The following is a 17,192-nucleotide window of genomic DNA, read 5'->3' as shown; positions in this document are numbered from 1 at the left end:
AACACACCTGCCTGAGGGGGCTTGAGAATGGCAACCACCGCGCCGCCGAATACGCGCATCGAAACGCTGGACATCATCCGCGGCATTGCCGTGATGGGAATCTTCTCGGTCAACGTCGTCGGCCTCGGCATGGTCGAGAGCGCCTATTTCTATCCGCCCGATTATGGCTTCGCCACGCTGGGCGACATGGTGATGTGGGCGCTGAATTTCATCTTCGTCGACGGCCGATTCCGCAGCCTGTTCTCGGTCCTGTTCGGGGCCAGCATGGTGCTGGTGATCGACCGCGCCGTCGCGGCCGGACGGAAGGGCTGGAAGGTCCATTTCCCCCGCATGGCCGCGCTCCTCGCCTTCGGCCTCGTGCATTTCTATTTCCTGTGGTGGGGCGACATCCTGTCGAATTACGCGCTCGTCGGCATGATCGCCTATATGTTCGTCCGCCTGAAGCCCAAGACCCTGACGCTGACCGCCGCCGGCCTCTTCATCTTCATGTATGGCGGGATGACGGCCGGGACGATTGTCCAGTCCACGCAGAACCGTCCCGCCCTGACGGCAGAGCAAACCGCCGAAAACGAACAGCGACTGGCGCTGCGCATCGAGCGTGAGCGCGAGGCCCACGCCAGCCCGGCGGCACATTTGAATTTCACACTGGAGACGCAGCCCCTGCGCCCGTTCCTTTCCGTACCGCAATACGGCATTGAAACGCTCGCGCTGATGCTGCTGGGCATGGCGCTTTACAAGTCGGGCTTCCTGTCGGGGACATGGGCGCAGCGCGATTACGTGCGGATCGCGGCGTACACGCTTGTGCCAATGCTGCTTTACCATGTCTTGGCCGCTGCCGCGGTGCTGAACGCCGACTTCGCGCGCGCTGTGTTTACTCCGCTGGTCAGGATGCTGCCGTTCTGGTTCCATCCCGTCGGCGCTATCGGTTACGCCGCGCTGGCAATCCTGCTGTTCCGGTCCGGCGCGCTGGCGGACAGGTTCGCTGCAGTCGGGCGCACCGCGTTCAGCAATTACCTTTGCTGCACGCTCGTCGGCATGCTGCTGTTCTTCGATTTTGCCGGCGGATTGTGGGGCGATCTGTCGCGCGGTCAGCTGTGGCTGATCGTCCCGCCCGTCTGGGCACTGATGCTGCTTTGGAGCCCGTGGTGGCTGGCACGTTACCGCTACGGGCCGCTGGAATGGGCGTGGCGCAGCCTGTCGCGCTGGGAATTGCAACCGATGCGAGAGGTGGCTGCGGCCTAGCCCGCGACCCAGTCGCTCTCCCGGACTTCCAGCAGTTTCAGGATGGCCGTCAGGTATTCGCTCTCGATCCTGCCATTGGCGGCATCGCGGGCCTTGGGCTTTGCGCGATAGGCGAAGCCGTAATCCGCCGCCTCGATCATTGGGATGTCGTTCGCGCCGTCGCCCGCAGCCATTACAGCGGCATTGTCACCCAGCTTCGCCCGCTCTTCCTGCAGGGTTTCCAGCTTGGTTGAGCTGTCGGAGATGGGACCAGCCAGTTCGCCCGTCAGCTTCCCGTCCGCCACGCCGAGCCGGTTGCCCACGACGCGATCAAAACCCAGCTGGTCCGCCACGGCATCGGCGAAATGGTGGAAGCCGCCCGTCACCAGCACGCAGCGACAGCCCTGCGCCTTTAGCGTTGCGACAAGAGCGCGTGCGCCGGGCGTGGGCCTGATGCGTTCGGACAGGCAGCGGTCAATCGCGCCCTCGTCCAGGCCGGCGAGCAGCCCAACCCGCTCTCGCAGCGCGCTTTCGAAATCGAGCTCACCCTGCATGGCGCGTTCGGTGATGGCTGCAACCTGACCCTTCAGGCCCGCGAAATCGGCCAGCTCGTCGATGCATTCCTGGCCGATCATGGTGGAATCCATGTCGGACACGAATAGCTTGGGCGGAGTGATCTCCTGCCGGGCCACCAGCATGTCCGCGCCCGCGAAGTGCCGGTCCAGCACGCCGCATATTGTCTGCACATCGCCTTCCGGGATCAGCAATTGCAGCACATCGCCGCAGAAATCGAGCATCCCTGCGCTGGCGACGGCCAGCCCCGCATTCGACAAATCGCGCGTTGCCGCGTCGAGGCGACTTTCGAGTGTCGCAGGGTCTGCTATCAGGCGGGCGATGGGCACGAATATCTCTCCGGTCGGGCGAAGGCTCGCGCTCATTGCAGGGCCAACGGCCAGCGGCAAGAGCGATCTGGCGGTGCGGCTCGGCCAGGCATGGCAGGACCGCGGCAGGCGCGCACTGGTGATCAATGCCGACAGCGCACAGGTTTACCGCGACCTGCAAGTGCTTAGCGCCCGGCCCACCGAGGCGGAGATGGGCGGCGTGACCCATGCCCTGTTCGGCAAATGGGATGGGGCAACGCCGTGCAGCGCAGCCGATTGGGCAGAGGCGGCTCGCGAGGCGATTGTCCGCGCTCACGCTTCGGGCGTGCTGCCGATCCTGGTGGGCGGTACGGGCCTTTATATCCGCACATTGCTGGACGGCATCGCGCCTATCCCCGCGATTGCGCCGGAGATCAGGGACGCCGTCCGCAGCCTGTCGGTGGCCGAAGCCTATGCCGCCCTGGAGGACGAGGATCCGGAACGCGCCGCTGCCCTCAACCCCGCCGACACCACTCGCGTGCAGCGGGCCCTCGAGGTGGTTCGTTCCACTGGCAAGCCCATGGCGCACTGGCAGTCGCGGCGTGAAGGCGGGATCGGGCCAAACGTCGATCTCAGTCCACTGGTGCTGATGCCCGATCGCGAGGAATTGTACGCGCGGTGCAATGCGCGCTTCTGCCGGATGCTGGACCATGGCGCGGTGGAGGAGGTGGAGGCTCTGCTCGCCCGCGACCTCGACCCCGCCTTGCCGGTCATGCGGGCGATAGGCGTCCCGGAGATTGCCGCCTGGCTGCACGGGGAAATCCAGCGCGACGAAATGGTCATGCGGGGCCAGCAAGCCACGCGCAATTACGCAAAACGGCAGTTCACCTGGTTCCGCCGCCAGATGCCGGAAGATTGGCAAAGGGTCGTGAACGAAGATTCGCGTAATTCCTTAACGATTGAAAGATTATTCCCAGATTTGCTGTTGACATGATATTTTCAGCAACCTAGAGCGGCCCCAGAGTTTGAGAGGAAGTGGCCCGGCGCGGTACGATCGCGTCGGGCTCACTTTTACAGGACGGGAGAAAATCTGTGTCGGATATGCGCAGCGGCGCTGCGATCCTGGTGGAAAGCCTCGTGCGGCAGGGCGTCGAATTTGTTTTCGGCTACCCCGGCGGTGCGGTGCTGCCGATTTATGACGAGCTGTTTTCCGACACGCGCATCCGCCACATCCTGGTCCGGCACGAGGCTGGCGCAGCCCATGCGGCAGAAGGCTATGCCCGCTCCACCGGCAAGCCCGGCGTGGTGCTGGTCACCAGCGGACCGGGCGCGACCAACGCCATCACAGGCATTGCCGACGCTTATCTCGATTCCATCCCGCTGGTGGTCATCACCGGCCAGGTGCCGACAAACCTGATCGGCACGGACGCGTTCCAGGAAGCGGACACGATCGGCCTCACCCGCCACTGTTCCAAGCACAATTACCTCGTAAAGGACCCGGCAGACCTGGCCGCCACGCTGGAGGAGGCGTTCGAGATCGCCACCACCGGCCGCCCCGGCCCTGTGGTGGTGGACATCCCCAAGAACGTGCAGATCGCCTCCGCCGATATGCCCAACGGCAAAGCCAAGCGAAAAAAGCGCTACCAGCCCCGCACCGTGGGCGCGGCGGACGAGATTGCCGAAGCCATCGACATGATCGCCAAGGCAAAGGCGCCCATCCTCTACACAGGCGGCGGCATCATCAATGCGGGGCCGCATGCCAGCCAGCTGCTGCGGCAGTTCCAGCGCAAGACCGGCGCGCCCGTCACCTCCACGCTGATGGGCCTCGGCGCGTTTCCTGCCGATCATCCCGAATGGCTCGGCATGCTGGGCATGCACGGCACGTTCGAGGCCAATATGGCGATGAACCAGTGTGACGTGATGATCTGCATCGGCGCGCGTTTCGACGACCGCGTGACCGGGCGGCTCGATGCATTCTCGCCGGATTCCAAGAAAATCCATGTCGATATCGACCGCGCGCAGATCAACAAGGTGGTGCCGGTCGATCTTGGTATCGTGGGCGACTGCGCGACCGTGCTGGAACAGCTCGTTTCGGCCTGGGGTGAGCGCAGGGGGCAGGACCTTTCCGAGTGGAAGGCGCGCATCCGCGGCTGGAAGGCGCGCGACAGCCTGGCTTACCCGGCCGGCAAGGACGCCATCATGCCGCAGCGCGCCGTGGAGCGCCTGTTCGAGCTTACGAAGGACCGCGACCCGATCATCAGCACGGAGGTGGGCCAGCACCAGATGTGGGCGGCGCAGTATTTCGGCTTCATGGGCCCTAACAAGTGGCTCACTAGCGGCGGGCTTGGCACGATGGGCTATGGCCTGCCCGCAGCCATCGGCGCGCAGCTGGGTAATCCGGACGCGCTGGTGATCGACATTGCGGGCGAGGCCAGCATCCAGATGAACATCCAGGAGCTGGGCACCGCCAGCCAGTTCCGCCTGCCGGTGAAGGTCTTCATCCTCAATAACGAATACATGGGCATGGTCCGCCAGTGGCAGGAGCTGACTTATGAAAGCCGGTATTCAAACAGTTACAGCGATTCTCTGCCAGACTTTGTGAAGCTGGCCGAAAGCTATGGCTGGAAGGGCATCCGCATCACCTCCGATGACGAGCTGGACGCAGGCATCCAGGCCATGCTGGACCATGACGGGCCGGTGATCGTGGACTGCCAGGTGTCCAAGGAAGCCAACTGCTACCCCATGATCCCAAGCGGCGCGGCGCATACCGAGATGCTGATGCACGGCGACGAGGTTTACGGCATCATGGCCGATGAAGCGAAGGCGCTCGTGTGATGAAAATCGAACATCGCCCCTCCGAACGCCACGTCCTTGCCGTCACGGTCGATAACGAAAGCGGTATCCTCGCCAAGATCGCGGGGCTGTTCACCGCGCGCGGCTACAATATCGACAGCCTGACCGTGGCGGATATTTCCGAAGACCACGCCGTCAGCCGCATCACCATCGTCACCAACGGCCCGCCGCAGGTGATCGACCAGATACAGGCGCAGCTGGAACGGCTGGTGCCGGTGCACAAGGTCGTCGACCTGACCGAGGAAGGCCCGCATGTCGAACGCGAGCTGGCGCTGGTGAAAGTGGCCGGCGAAGGCGAAACCCGTGTCGAGGCCTTGCGCCTGGCCGAAATCTTCCGCGCGAAAGCGGTGGACACCACCACTGCCTCCTTTATCTTCGAGCTGACCGGGACACCGGAGAAGATAGACAGCTTTGTCGCCCTCATGCGCGAACTGGGACTGGTCGAGGTCGGCCGGACGGGGATCGTGGGCATGATGCGCGGCGCGGAGACAGCCTGACATGCCAATTATCGAACCCTTCCTGCTCATCTGGGCCGGCATCCTATGCGTCGCAACGGCGCTGATCCATTCCATCATGGGCGAACGCCAGCTGATCGGCCCCATGCTGGCCGGCGCGCAGGGCGTGCTTGAAAACGACCAGGCGAGGCAGGTCACGCGCTTCGCCTGGCACTGGACCACGCTGCTGTGGTTCCTGGTCGCCGCCATGCTGGTCCTCGCCGGGCTGGAAGGCGTCGGCAACCGCTGGATGATCGCCGCAATCGGCGCGGCGCATCTCGGCGCAGGTTTTTACGATGCCATCGTCACCCGCGGCCGCCATGTCGGCTGGCCGCTCCTCGTCCTGATCGGCGCGCTCGTGCTGACATCGCTTTATCTCACGCAATAGGAATACCATGAAGGTCTATCACGATACGGACACCGATCGCAGCCTGATCGAAAGCCGCAACATCGCCGTCATCGGCTATGGCAGCCAGGGCCACGCCCATGCGCAGAACCTGCGCGACAGCGGGGCCGGCGAAGTGCGTGTGGCACTTCGCGAAGGCTCTGCCACGGCACGCAAGGCGGAAGCGGCTGGCTTCACGGTCATGTCCAATGCGGAGGCCGCAAAGTGGGCGGATATCGTGATGGTCCTGGCCCCGGACGAGTACCAGTCCGAGATCTGGCGCAACGATTTGCGCGACAACATGAAGCAGGGCGCCGCCCTCGCCTTCGCTCACGGCCTGAATGTGCATTTCGGCCTGATCGAACCGCGCGAGGACCTGGACGTGATCATGATCGCGCCCAAGGGCCCCGGCCACACGGTGCGCAACGAATACCAGCAGGGCCGCGGTGTCCCCGCCCTGATCGCCGTGCATCAGGAAGGGTCCGGCTCCGGCGGCAATGGCTTCGCCCAATCCCTCGCGCTGGCCTATGCCGGTGCCATGGGCGCAGGCCGCTCAGCCATCATCGAGACGACATTCAAGGACGAATGCGAAACCGACCTGTTCGGCGAGCAGGCCGTGCTGTGCGGCGGCATCAGCCACCTTGTGCTGGCCGGCTTCGAGACGCTGGTCGAGGCAGGCTATCCCGAAGAGATGGCCTATTTCGAGTGCCTGCACGAAACCAAGCTGATCGTGGACCTGATGTATGAAGGCGGCATCGCCAACATGCGTTACTCCATCAGCAACACGGCGGAATACGGCGATTACCACACCGGCCCGCGGGTCATCACGGATGAGACAAAGGCCGAGATGAAGCGCGTGCTGGACGACATCCAGCGCGGCAAGTTCGTGCAGCGTTTCATGACCGACAATGCCGTGGGCAATCCGGAAATGAAGGCGGCCCGCAAGCGCCAGGAAGCACACCCGATCGAAAAGGTCGGTACCAAGTTGCGCTCCATGATGCCGTGGATCGGCGACAACAAGCTGGTGGACAAGGACAAGAACTGACCTAGCATCGCCGTGATATGTTCGAAGGCAATCGCGGCACAGTTCTGGTCCTGCTCGGCTGTGCGCTCGCATGGGCCTTCATCGTGCTGCGCCAAGCGGATACCGTGCTGGAAGCGGACATTCATGAGGCAATCGTGCCCCAGGCGGAGGTGGAAGCCTTCGCCCGGGAGCAGTTGGCCAAGTTCCAGCGCCGCTCCATTGCCGAAAACGTCGAACTTTGCGGCATGGTGGCGGAGCGCGCGAATGGCGAGCTGGTCCTGCGCGAGGAAATCCTGGGCAGCGAGGACCGCTGCAACATCAGCTATTTCGACGTACGCAGCCTCTATCCTCGCGCCACCATCCACACGCATGGCGCGCACAGCGCGTCCTATGACAGCGAAGTGCCATCCCTGCTCGATATGCAGGGCGATATCGCCAGCCAGACGGATGGCTACATCGCGACCCCAGGCGGGCGGTTCTGGCATATCGACTGGCAGGCGGAAAAGGCGCGGCTGGTGTGCGGTGCTGGCTGCCTGCCCTCGGACCCGGCATACCGCGCCTGCGATACGCTGGAGCCGCAGGAAAGTTACAACCTGCTGCAATTGCAGGAGCGCGAGAGTGTCCGGCTTCCGGTCTGCCAGGCCGATGCCGCCAGCGCCATGACGGGCTGATGCGACACGCCTTCCGGAACATTCCGGGCCGCCTCTGGGTTAAGCAACACGACAATTCTGGGAGATCGAATATGCGCCGCACACGTCTCACCCTACTTTCCGCCGCCCTCGCCATTCCGGCGGCGGCCTTGTCAGTCAGCGCGATCGGCGCGCAGGACGCACCCGCCCTGCCCGGCAACGCCAATGTCGCGGATGTGATGGCCGGGACCTATACCGCCGATGCTGGCCATTCCATGGTCGGGTGGCGCGTAAATCACTTCGGCTTCAACGATTACCTTGGCATTTTTGGCGATGTCTCCGGCACGCTGGAGATCGACCCCGCGAACCTGTCCGCGGCCAAGGTCGATGTGATGATCCCCATCGCATCGGTCACCGTGCCGAGCGAGGGGCTGAAGAACCACCTGCTGCGCGCGGGCAAGGATGGCGGCTCGCCGGACTTCTTCGGGCCCGAGCCGCAGGCTGCGCGCTTCGTATCCACATCCGTGATGCCCACCAGTGGCACGCGCGCCAATATCATGGGCGAGCTGACGATGAACGGCGTGACCGTGCCCGTCACCGTGATGGCGCAGTTTACGGGCGCAGGCAGCAATCCGATGTCCGGCGCGCGCACGATCGGTTTCGAGGGCGAGGCCTTCATCAATCGCAGCGACTTCGGCATCGACTATGCCCTGCCAGTGATCGGGAACAATGTGGCGCTGGACATCTCCGTCGCCTTCGAGATGCCCGCCGAGTAATTCGGAATACTGGCGAAAAATCGGGGCGCGGGCTCAGGCTCGCGCCCGTTTTTTCGTCAGCCTTCTTTAGCCGCTTTACGCGCCCGCTGCAGCGCGCTAGCCTCAACGTCAGATGACAAAGCAACGCGCCCTCTGCCTGCTGCTGCGACTAGCGCGCCCTTAGGCGTGTCCTCCGTGCTGCGCCCGGTCGCGCGGCTGCCCGCCTAAGGGGCCTTTCATCTAGAAAAGCGAATCCTTTCCCCGCCGCACTTGCTGCGCGGGCAAAGCAGGATAAGGCTGGCAGCCCATGTTGCGCGATCCGTCCAAGAAATACCGCCCCTTCCCGCAGGTCCCCTTGCCCGACCGGCAATGGCCCACGCGCACGATCACGAGCGCGCCGCGCTGGCTCAGCACGGATCTGCGCGATGGCAACCAGGCCATCGTCGATCCCATGGACGCGGTGAAGAAGAACCGCTTCTTCGACCTGCTGGTGGAAGTCGGCGTGAAGGAAATCGAAGTCGGCTTCCCAAGCGCGGGTGCGACAGAGTTCGATTTCATCCACAAGCTGGTCAATTCCGGGCGCGTGCCGGACGATGTGATCGTGCAAGTCCTGACGCAAAGCCGCGAGGACCTGATCCGTACCAGTTTCACCAGCCTCGAGGGCGCGCGGGCGGCCATCGTCCATCTCTACAATGCGGTCAGCCCGGCCTGGCGCGACATCGTCTTCCGCATGTCGAAGGAAGAGGTTCGCGAGATTGCCGTGGCCGGTGCCAAGGTGATGCGCGACGAGGCGGCGAAGCAGCCCGGTACCGAGTGGCATTTCCAGTATTCGCCAGAAACCTTCAGCACGGCGGAACTCGATTTCTCGATCTCCGTCTGCGAGGCGGTGATGGAAGTTCTGACACCCACCCCGGAGCGGCCCATCATCCTGAACCTGCCGGCCACGGTCGAGGCGGCAACGCCCAACATCTACGCCGACCAGATCGAGTATTTCTGCCGCAACCTGCCGGGCCGGGACAGCGCGGTGATCAGCCTGCATACGCATAACGACCGCGGCACGGGTGTCGCCGCGGCGGAGCTGGGGCTGATGGCTGGCGCAGACCGGATCGAAGGCTGCCTGTTCGGCAATGGGGAGCGGACCGGCAATTGCTGTCTCGTGACGCTGGCGCTCAACATGTACACGCAGGGCATCGACCCGGGCCTCGATTTCTCGGACATCGACCGGGTGATCGAGACGGTGGAGTACTGCAACCAGATCCCCGTCCACCAGCGCCATCCCTATGGCGGCGAACTGGTCTTCACCGCCTTCAGCGGCAGCCACCAGGACGCCATCAAGAAGGGGTTCGCGGCTCACGAAGCGCAGAACGATCCGCAGTGGCGCGTGCCTTACCTGCCGGTCGATCCGGCGGACCTTGGTCGCAGCTACGAGGCGGTGATCCGCGTGAACTCGCAATCCGGCAAGGGCGGCTTCGCATGGGTCCTCGAACAGGATCAGGGCCTGAAACTGCCCAAGCGCTTGCAGGCCGATTTCAGCCGCCATGTGCAGGCCGTGGCCGACAGCCAGAGCCGCGAACTGGATGCAGGCGACATCTGGGACGTCTTCCGCAAGGCCTATTACATACAGGTGGAGGAGCGCCGCTATCGCCTGATCGATTACGAGGAAGCGCGCGCTTCCGATGGATCGCGCGTGTTTACCGGCACGATCGAGGTGGACGGTGTGGAGCAGCGCGTTTCCGGACGCGGCAAGGGCCTGATCTCCTCCGTGCTGGCAACGCTGCGCGATGCCTTCGGGCTGGACCTGGAAGTTGTCGATTACACCGAACACGCGCTTGGCAGCGGCACTGATGCGCGCGCTGCAACCTATCTGGAATGCGCGACCGGTGCGGGCGGGACAGTGTGGGGCGTCGGCATAGACGAGGACGTCGCCACGGCCAGCCTCCGAGCGATCCTGAGCGCAGCCAATGCGGCAAGCCAGGATGGATGATCGCCAGCCAGACCGGATGGGCGCTTCCGCCAGCGGCGTGCCGCTGGTCCCGCGCGCGCAGGGCAGCGTCATGGGCCGGGCCGATGCGATCCCTGCCCTCGCCTTCGTTGGCCTGATAGCCGCCATCTGGGGCTGGTTCGCCTTGCGCGATGAAAGCATGGGCGTGTGGGGCGTCAGCGCCGCCACGATGGCATCCGGCGAATATGAGAACCTGTTCCTCTCCATGCTCGCCCATGGCGGGATCGTGCACCTGGCATTCAACTCCATGGCTACCCTGGCCCTTCTACCGCCCGTTATCGCAACGCTGGGACATGGCGCGCGGGCGGTTTTCTACGCCTTCGTCCTGTTCCTAGCCTGCGGGCTTGGCGGCAGCGCGGGGTTCCTGGCATTGAACCCGTCGGGCATCATCCCCGCAATCGGCGCATCCGGCGCGCTATACGGCCTGATCGGCTATCTGGCGCGGCTTGGGCCGGGGCCGGACCATGTCGCACCGCTGTTCAGCATGCGCTTCGGCCGGCAATTGATCGGCTTCCTGCGGCAGAACATGCTGCTGGTGATCTTCACAACCGTGCCGATCTTCCTGTCCGACGGCGGCGGCATCGCGTGGGAGGCGCACCTCGGCGGCTTCGTGACCGGGCTGCTGCTCGCACCGCTGTTCTTCAACGCTTTAAACGGGCCTGACCGGGCATACTCAGCCTGACGCGGCCCACAACATGTCAGCCATCGCGTCGAGTTCGCTAAAATCCCGGCCCTTGCCCAGCGGGTCCTTGCGATTGAGGATCAGGGGGCGTGCCGTGTCCAGCAGCTTGCGCCGCAATGCGCCCTGCAGCAGCCTCAAACGACCAAGCGCATCCTGCACGGCGAATGCTTCATGGCGGAGACGGGCATTGGACCAATCGTCCGTGATGCTTCCGACCCGCTCGGCCACCAGTTCGTTGTAATGCCGGTGCGGCCCGCGGTGAAGCGGCAGACCTGATGCCGAAGCGGCCGCCTCGTTTGCGGGCAGGAGCAAGCCATTCGTCCGAAAGTCCTCCATCACCTGCGTTCGCCCGCCTGCGTGCCCGACAAGTCGCTCGAACGCGGACCTGCTTAGCAATTGGCACGGGAGCAGGTGATGTTTCTGCATATCGGACCGGTGCGCTGCGGTTCCGGGCCGGTTCACCATGCGAAAAGGGAGCGGCTGCCGTGAGCCTTTCAGGGTCTTGAGCGCGCGTTTCCGGTCATTCATCCGCGCCAGACACGCAGGTATCGACCGTTCTTGCTTGGCGTCAGCCGCAGCGGCTGGCCGTCAGGCGCCGTCAGCACTTCCTCGCTGGAGAGCTTGCCCTGCCGCACGAGGAAGTCGATCAGCCGCAGCGCCAGCTTGGCAAGTTCCGGTATGCTTTCACCCAGCTCCGGCTCGACGCGCAATTCCTGCCCGCTGAACTGCGCCAAGCCTTGGCTCGTCAGGCCGCCGTCCGGATCGTTGTTCAGCGAGACGAGCACGAGCCCGGGAAAGACACCGCCCTCTACCCAGCGGGCAACCTGCTGGGCGAAGAAGTCGGGCGCGCACAGATTGCTTGCTGGGCACCAGGTCAGCGCCACGACATTGCCCAGCTCCGACAGGGCGGCGGCCAGGGCGGCCAAGCTGCGAAGCACGGGGACCATCATGGATCCGCCGGCGAGGTGCGGGCCCGGAGACAGGACGATGGCTTCCGCCTCGGCGTCAAGGTCTTCCTGCCGGATCCCGACACAGCTGCGCCCAGGCTCGGTATCGGCTGGCTTTCCAGGCGCGAGACCGCGAAGATCGAAGGTAAGACCGTTTACCAGCAGTTCCGCCCAGAGTTCGCCTTCGTCCGCCTCGTCCGGATCGCCTTCCATGGTCACCGCAAATGCGCCTGAGCTGTCTGCCAGTGCATTGATGGCAGGCAGGTCCGGTCGGCTGCCCGCTGCAAACAGCAGGGCGACAGCAGGCACAGAGTCAAAATCAGGGGAGTTGATACGCGAAATCAGCAATTTCCCTAACGCATTGCCCGCTCGTGATGGCGCGAAATGTCCGGACAGTCGAGTCTGTGATAAGCCGAATGATCCAATTCGAAGGCAGTTAAACTTCTGCAAGCGTGGAACATTGGCCTGCTCCGCTATGCAACAGTCCCCGCGCACGCTAGATTCCGGCCCATGCAGACCACCGCCAACGTCCTCGGCATCGCCCGCTCCATCACCGGCAAGGCCTGGCGCTGGCGCGGCGGAAACATGGCGCTGGAAAGCGGTGTCGCGGGGCTGGAGGACGACATCGTCACGCAGCTGCTGCTCTCGCGCGGTGTCGAGCGGGACGATCTGCAACGCCACCGTGAACCCAGCATCCGCAGCTTCCTGCCCGATCCCTCTGTATTCCGGGACATGGACAACGCGGCTGAACGCCTCGCGCAAGCGGTGCTCTCGGGCGAGAAGGTGACGGTCTATGGCGATTACGACGTGGACGGTGCCACCAGCGCGGCCCTGCTGATCCGGCTGTTCCGGATGCTGGACCACGATGCCGAATACTACATCCCGGACCGCCTGCTGGAAGGCTATGGCCCCAGCGGAGAAGCGCTGGTCAAGCTGGGCGAGACAGGATCGAGCCTGGTCGTGACGGTCGATTGCGGGGCGATGGCGTTCGAGGCCCTGTCAGCGGCGCGCGATGCGGGTGTGGACGTGGTGGTGGTGGACCATCACAAATGTGCCGCAGAGCTTCCCGCCGCCCTAGCCCTCGTCAATCCCAACCGGTTGGACGAAAGCGATGAAGGCGCGGAGCATGGCCATCTTGCCGCTGTCGGCGTCGCATTCATCCTCGCCGTCGCGCTCACCCGTACCCTGCGCCAGCGCGGCTTCTTTGCGGATAGGAAAGAGCCTGACCTGCTGTCACTGCTCGACCTCGTGGCGCTGGGCACGGTGGCCGATGTCGCGGCCATTCGCGGGCTCAACCGCGCCTTCGTTGCGCAGGGCCTGAAGATCATGGCGCAGCGCCGCAACACCGGCATGGCTGCCCTCATCGACGCAAGCCGCCTTGGCCGCGCGCCGCAATGTTCGGATTGCGGCTTTGCGCTGGGTCCGCGCATCAATGCCGGGGGCCGCGTGGGCGAATCCACCCTAGGCGTGCGTCTCCTGACAACGCAGGACCCTGACGAAGCAGCGCAGATCGCCAAGCAGCTGAGCGACCTAAACGAGGACCGCCGCGCCATCGAAGCGGCAGTGCAGGAGGCCGCGGAAGAGCAACTCGCCAGCCAGCACAATCGCTCCGTCATCGTGCTCTCGGCTGAGGGCTGGCACCCGGGCGTCATCGGCATCGTCGCAGGGCGGATCAAGGAGAAGACCGGCAAGCCCGCACTCGTGATCGCGCTGGACGATGACGGCACGGGCAAGGGTTCGGGCCGCTCCATCCCGGGCGTCGACCTGGGCGCCGCCATCATCGGTGCACGTGAGAAAGGCCTGCTGGTCGCAGGCGGCGGGCACGCGATGGCTGCGGGCCTCACCGTTGCGTCGGAGAAGCTGGACGAATTTGCGGACTGGCTGGACAGCCACCTTGCTGCATCCGTCTCCAAGGCGCGAGAGGACCAGGTGATGACGCTGGACTTGTCGCTGGCACCGGGCGGCCTGACGCCCGACCTCGTCGATGCGATGGACAGCGCAGGCCCCTTCGGCATGGGCTGGCCCGGACCGCGCGTGGCGGTGGGGCCGGTGCACCTCGTCAAATGCGACATCGTGGGCAAGGACCACGTCCGCATCATCGCCGCCGGGCAGGATGGACGCAGCTTCAAGGGAATCGCCTTCCGCTCCGCCGACAGCGAGCTCGGCCAGAGCCTGCTCCACGGCGCGAAAGGCCGCCGGTTATGGCTCGCTGGCCGGGTGAAGGTGGACGACTGGGGCGCACGCCCTCAGGCCGAATTGCACCTGGAAGACGCCGCCTGGGCCGACTGAGCCAAATTTTTTCGTGAGCCGAGCGTACAAGGCTTGACCGTATCCCGATGCCCCCCTAAGTGCGCCGCTCGTACCGCAGATGGCCCCTTCGTCTAGCGGTTAGGACGCGGCCCTTTCACGGCTGAAACACGGGTTCGATTCCCGTAGGGGTCACCAGCGGTACGAGATTTCCTTACATCGCTGATCGGTTTGGCTGGGTTGCCGTTTGTGCGCAGCGCCCACGCATGCAGGCTTTCGACCGCTATACGCATCAAGCCGCTTCCACCTCCGTCAATCGCGCTCTAAGGCCGTGCCATGGACAGCCGGCGCGACACTCCATGGGCAGGCATTGCCCTGGCCCTGATCGGCGCAGCGGCGGCGATGATTTCCGGCGCACATCCCATCCTGGCTCTGGCGATACTCCTGCTCTGGATCGGGTCGCTCTATCTCGTCCCGGCTCCCGTGCCGGAACGCCGTGAGACCGACATGTCGCGCAGTGTCACCATCACGCGCGACCGGATCGGTCGGCTGGTAGAGAATTCGAATCTCGCCATCTTGCTGGTCGACGGAGAGCGGATCGTGCTGGCCAATGCCACGGCGCGCGAGGCCCTGGGTGCGCACGTCGTCGGCCAAGACGCCCGGGTCGCTTTCCGCCATCCTGCCGCCATCGACCTGCTGACCCGTGAACGTGGCGGCGAAACAATGATCGTCGGCCTCACAGGGCCGCGCAGTAATTGGCTGATGCGGCGGCAGAGAGTGGATGACCGGTACTGGCTCGTCGAACTGGTCGACCGCTCGTCAGAGGCGGAGCTGGGCCGGGCCCATGCCGATTTCGTCGCCAATGCCAGCCATGAGCTTCGCACGCCGCTGGCCTCCATCATCGGATATGTCGAGACGCTGGAGGACGAAGCGCCAGACGCCGATCCGGCAATCATCCGCAAGTTCCACAAGACGGTGCTGCGCGAGGCGCGCCGCCTCCAATCCTTGGTCGCCGACCTGATGTCACTGTCCAAGGTGCAGGCCGAGAAGCATGAGGTCCCGCGCGACCGTGTCGACCTGACCAGCGTTGTCAAACGCGCTTCGCACGACGTTTCTGCCGGAGAACATTCGGACCGCCTTGTCTATGAGATGGACGAACAGGTCCTCGTGCCGGGCGAGGCGGAGCAGCTAGAGCAGCTGGTGCGAAATCTGGTCGAGAATGCCCTGAAATACGGCGATCCGGCGAAGCCCGTGACGATCTCGCTGGCGAAGGGCGCGCGGTCCATGGCCGAGCTGGTCGTACGCGACCTGGGGGAAGGGATAGAGGCGGAGCACCTGCCGCACCTCACGCGCCGCTTCTATCGCACCGATCCGGGTCGCAGCCGCGCTGCCGGCGGCACCGGCCTTGGCCTCGCCATCGTGAAACATATCGTGGAGCGGCACCGCGGGCGGCTCGATATCGACAGCGAGCTGGGCGTTGGCACCTCTGTCCGCGTGCGTTTGCCGCTGCACGAAGACACGGCCTGAGCGACAGGCCGAAGACTCTTTTTCGACCTTATCAACCACTTGTGCACAGGCTTCGATGACGCTCCGGCGAACTGTCACCGGCCTGTAACATTGCGCGCATAACGGCGACCCGACTTTGATGGAATCACGTCAAGTGAAGGGATCGAAAAATGCGGAACGTCACACTCATCGGGCTTGCTCTCGCGGCAACCAGCCTCACCTCCCTGCCCGCTGCCGCGCAGCAGGCCGGCACGATGTCCGTGCAGGAAGAACTCGCCCAGATGCGCGCCGAAATGGCGGCACTGTCCGGCCGCGTCGCCACGCTCGAAGGTGAGCTGGAGCAGACGAAAGCGGAACTGGAGCAGGAGCGTGCTCGCAACGCGCAGCTGACGCAGCCCGCAGCGCCCGTCGCTGTAGCCGTAGCCCCCGCAGCAGAACCGGGCGCCGAAATCGAATTCAAGGGCGCACCCGAGATTTCCGCAGATGGCGGCTGGTCCTTTAAACCGCGCGGCAGGATCCAGGCCGATGCCGGCTTCATTTCCGCGCCGGACTCGACCGGCGCAGCCGACGGCTTCGGCAGCAATCTTCGGCGAGCGCGCATCGGCATGCAGGGCGATATCCCGGGCGGCTTCGGCTACAAGTTCGAAGTCGATTTCGCCGGTGACCAGGTCACGCTTGCGGACGCCATCCTCACCTATGAAGGCAAGGGCGTCGATATCAGCATCGGGCAGCACAACAACTTCCAGTCGCTGGAAGAGCTGACCAGCAGCCTGCACACTTCCTTCATCGAGCGGGCCGCCTTCACCGACGCGTTCGGTTTCGAGCGTCGGCTCGGCATCTCCGTCGAATTCGGCGTCGGCGACGTGTCGGTGCAGGCCGGTGCCTTCAGCGACAATATCTCCGACCTTCCCGGCAAGGAGCACAGCTTCGATGGCCGCGTGGTCTACGCACCGAAATTCGGTGACGGCCAGCTGCACCTCGGCGCATCCGTCCATTACGCCGATACGGACAGCAACAATGTGCGATACCGCCAGCGTCCGCTGGTCAACTTCACCTCCGAACGCTTCGTCAACACCGGCAATCTCGCCGCTGAAAGCGAGTTCGGTTACGGTGCGGAAGCTGCCTTCATCTCCGGCCGCTTCCACGTCGCTGGCGAAGCATTCTGGCAGAATGTCGACCGCCCCGGCGCGCTGGCGGACCCGACCTTCTTCGGCGGCTATGCCGAGGCAGGCGTCTTCCTGACCTCCGGTGACAGCCGCGGTTACAAGGGCGGCACGTTCAACCGTATCAAACCGGCCAGCCCGGTCGGCGAAGGCGGCATCGGCGCGATCCAGTTCAACGTCCGCTACGACCATCTGGACCTGAACGATGCCGGCATCACGGGCGGCAAGCAGAACGGCTATTTCGCATCGCTGGTCTGGACCCCAACCGATTACACCCGTTTCCTCGTGAATTACGGCCGCCTCGAATACACCGATGCCGTGCTTCCCGAAACGAGCGGCAACCGTGACTACAGCGTCGATGTCGTGGGCGTGCGCGCGCAGGTGGATTTCTAACCAAACGGGGCTGGTGCAGCTTCGCGCCGGC

General features: G+C 64.5%; 16 protein-coding genes and 1 tRNA gene. 14 read left to right on the top strand and 3 right to left on the bottom strand.

All coding sequences use genetic code 11. The features are described from left to right. The first annotated feature begins 27 nt into the window (after nucleotides 1–27). Entirely contained in the window at nucleotides 28–1,242 is a 1,215-nt protein-coding gene (locus A6F65_RS07870; protein ID WP_067787518.1) for a DUF418 domain-containing protein, read from the top strand. Here the strand turns inward: A6F65_RS07870 and serB are convergent. After that, on the bottom strand, nucleotides 1,239–2,159 hold the full coding sequence (serB, locus tag A6F65_RS07865) for a phosphoserine phosphatase SerB (protein WP_205631868.1): 921 nt from the start codon (nucleotides 2,157–2,159) through the stop codon (nucleotides 1,239–1,241). The two genes, A6F65_RS07870 and serB, sit on opposite strands and share 4 nt — an antisense overlap. Here serB and miaA point away from each other — a divergent pair. From miaA to A6F65_RS07820, 9 genes are all read left to right on the top strand, one after another. Continuing rightward, entirely contained in the window at nucleotides 2,116–3,075 is a 960-nt protein-coding gene (miaA, locus tag A6F65_RS07860) for a tRNA (adenosine(37)-N6)-dimethylallyltransferase MiaA (RefSeq protein WP_067787514.1), read from the top strand. The genes serB and miaA overlap by 44 nt on opposite strands. Before the next feature lie 98 nt (nucleotides 3,076–3,173). Then, complete coding sequence (gene ilvB, locus A6F65_RS07855) at nucleotides 3,174–4,916, top strand: biosynthetic-type acetolactate synthase large subunit (protein WP_067787511.1); 1,743 nt, start codon at nucleotides 3,174–3,176, stop codon at nucleotides 4,914–4,916. Further along, nucleotides 4,916–5,431 (top strand): acetolactate synthase small subunit, encoded by a 516-nt coding sequence (gene ilvN / locus A6F65_RS07850; protein WP_067787508.1) that lies wholly within the window; start codon nucleotides 4,916–4,918, stop codon nucleotides 5,429–5,431. The genes ilvB and ilvN overlap by 1 nt, the downstream gene beginning before the upstream one ends. 1 nt (nucleotide 5,432) lies before the next feature. Further along, nucleotides 5,433–5,816: a hypothetical protein gene (locus tag A6F65_RS07845; protein WP_067787505.1), complete on the top strand. Its 384-nt coding sequence runs from the start codon at nucleotides 5,433–5,435 to the stop codon at nucleotides 5,814–5,816. 7 nt (nucleotides 5,817–5,823) lie between these two features. Further along, nucleotides 5,824–6,858: a ketol-acid reductoisomerase gene (ilvC, locus tag A6F65_RS07840; RefSeq protein ID WP_067787503.1), complete on the top strand. Its 1,035-nt coding sequence runs from the start codon at nucleotides 5,824–5,826 to the stop codon at nucleotides 6,856–6,858. A 17-nt stretch (nucleotides 6,859–6,875) separates the two neighbouring features. Continuing rightward, nucleotides 6,876–7,508, top strand: a complete 633-nt coding sequence (locus A6F65_RS07835) for a DUF4329 domain-containing protein (protein WP_067787501.1) — start codon at nucleotides 6,876–6,878, stop codon at nucleotides 7,506–7,508. A 71-nt stretch (nucleotides 7,509–7,579) separates the two neighbouring features. Next, nucleotides 7,580–8,242, top strand: a complete 663-nt coding sequence (locus A6F65_RS07830) for a YceI family protein (protein ID WP_067787498.1) — start codon at nucleotides 7,580–7,582, stop codon at nucleotides 8,240–8,242. Nucleotides 8,243–8,528: 286 nt separating this feature from the next. After that, the gene (gene leuA, locus A6F65_RS07825) at nucleotides 8,529–10,205 is read left to right on the top strand and encodes a 2-isopropylmalate synthase (RefSeq protein WP_067787495.1); all 1,677 of its coding nucleotides are present in this window, start codon (nucleotides 8,529–8,531) and stop codon (nucleotides 10,203–10,205) included. After that, complete coding sequence (locus A6F65_RS07820) at nucleotides 10,198–10,905, top strand: rhomboid family intramembrane serine protease (protein ID WP_067787493.1); 708 nt, start codon at nucleotides 10,198–10,200, stop codon at nucleotides 10,903–10,905. The genes leuA and A6F65_RS07820 overlap by 8 nt, the downstream gene beginning before the upstream one ends. Here the strand turns inward: A6F65_RS07820 and A6F65_RS07815 are convergent. Both A6F65_RS07815 and A6F65_RS07810 read right to left on the bottom strand, forming a co-directional pair. Beyond that, nucleotides 10,897–11,433, bottom strand: a complete 537-nt coding sequence (locus A6F65_RS07815) for an AHH domain-containing protein (RefSeq protein WP_157093092.1) — start codon at nucleotides 11,431–11,433, stop codon at nucleotides 10,897–10,899. The genes A6F65_RS07820 and A6F65_RS07815 overlap by 9 nt on opposite strands. Then, nucleotides 11,430–12,161: a hypothetical protein gene (locus tag A6F65_RS07810; RefSeq protein ID WP_067787490.1), complete on the bottom strand. Its 732-nt coding sequence runs from the start codon at nucleotides 12,159–12,161 to the stop codon at nucleotides 11,430–11,432. Before A6F65_RS07810 ends, A6F65_RS07815 begins: the two co-directional genes overlap by 4 nt. A gap of 201 nt (nucleotides 12,162–12,362) precedes the next feature. Between A6F65_RS07810 and recJ the strand changes: the two genes are divergently transcribed. The 4 genes from recJ to A6F65_RS07790 all read left to right on the top strand — a co-directional run bounded on the left by recJ (nucleotide 12,363) and on the right by A6F65_RS07790 (nucleotide 17,161). Beyond that, a complete protein-coding gene (recJ, locus tag A6F65_RS07805; protein ID WP_067787488.1) occupies nucleotides 12,363–14,141 on the top strand; it encodes a single-stranded-DNA-specific exonuclease RecJ in 1,779 nt (592 codons plus the stop codon). Between the two features lie 81 nt (nucleotides 14,142–14,222). After that, nucleotides 14,223–14,297: transfer RNA gene (locus A6F65_RS07800), tRNA-Glu, on the top strand. A gap of 138 nt (nucleotides 14,298–14,435) precedes the next feature. Next, entirely contained in the window at nucleotides 14,436–15,626 is a 1,191-nt protein-coding gene (locus tag A6F65_RS07795; RefSeq protein ID WP_067787486.1) for a sensor histidine kinase, read from the top strand. Nucleotides 15,627–15,775: 149 nt separating this feature from the next. Further along, nucleotides 15,776–17,161 (top strand): OprO/OprP family phosphate-selective porin, encoded by a 1,386-nt coding sequence (locus A6F65_RS07790; protein ID WP_067787484.1) that lies wholly within the window; start codon nucleotides 15,776–15,778, stop codon nucleotides 17,159–17,161. The last annotated feature ends 31 nt before the right edge of the window (nucleotides 17,162–17,192 follow it).

This window comes from Paraurantiacibacter namhicola (genome assembly GCF_001687545.1).
GTDB lineage: Bacteria > Pseudomonadota > Alphaproteobacteria > Sphingomonadales > Sphingomonadaceae > Paraurantiacibacter > Paraurantiacibacter namhicola.
This window is presented reverse-complemented; position numbering and strand designations above follow the sequence as displayed.

Bases quoted from the DNA above. Each gene is read 5' to 3' on its own strand.
- A6F65_RS07815 (WP_157093092.1), bottom strand. From the start codon at position 11,433: ATGAATGACCGGAAACGCGCGCTCAAGACCCTGAAAGGCTCACGGCAG.
- recJ (WP_067787488.1), top strand. From the start codon at position 12,363: ATGCAGACCACCGCCAACGTCCTCGGCATCGCCCGCTCCATCACCGGC.
- A6F65_RS07820 (WP_067787493.1), top strand. From the start codon at position 10,198: ATGGATGATCGCCAGCCAGACCGGATGGGCGCTTCCGCCAGCGGCGTG.
- A6F65_RS07795 (WP_067787486.1), top strand. From the start codon at position 14,436: ATGGACAGCCGGCGCGACACTCCATGGGCAGGCATTGCCCTGGCCCTG.
- ilvC (WP_067787503.1), top strand. From the start codon at position 5,824: ATGAAGGTCTATCACGATACGGACACCGATCGCAGCCTGATCGAAAGC.
- serB (WP_205631868.1), bottom strand. From the start codon at position 2,159: ATGAGCGCGAGCCTTCGCCCGACCGGAGAGATATTCGTGCCCATCGCC.
- miaA (WP_067787514.1), top strand. From the start codon at position 2,116: ATGGGCACGAATATCTCTCCGGTCGGGCGAAGGCTCGCGCTCATTGCA.
- A6F65_RS07790 (WP_067787484.1), top strand. From the start codon at position 15,776: ATGCGGAACGTCACACTCATCGGGCTTGCTCTCGCGGCAACCAGCCTC.
- A6F65_RS07830 (WP_067787498.1), top strand. From the start codon at position 7,580: ATGCGCCGCACACGTCTCACCCTACTTTCCGCCGCCCTCGCCATTCCG.
- A6F65_RS07845 (WP_067787505.1), top strand. From the start codon at position 5,433: ATGCCAATTATCGAACCCTTCCTGCTCATCTGGGCCGGCATCCTATGC.
- A6F65_RS07835 (WP_067787501.1), top strand. From the start codon at position 6,876: ATGTTCGAAGGCAATCGCGGCACAGTTCTGGTCCTGCTCGGCTGTGCG.
- ilvN (WP_067787508.1), top strand. From the start codon at position 4,916: ATGAAAATCGAACATCGCCCCTCCGAACGCCACGTCCTTGCCGTCACG.
- leuA (WP_067787495.1), top strand. From the start codon at position 8,529: ATGTTGCGCGATCCGTCCAAGAAATACCGCCCCTTCCCGCAGGTCCCC.
- A6F65_RS07870 (WP_067787518.1), top strand. From the start codon at position 28: ATGGCAACCACCGCGCCGCCGAATACGCGCATCGAAACGCTGGACATC.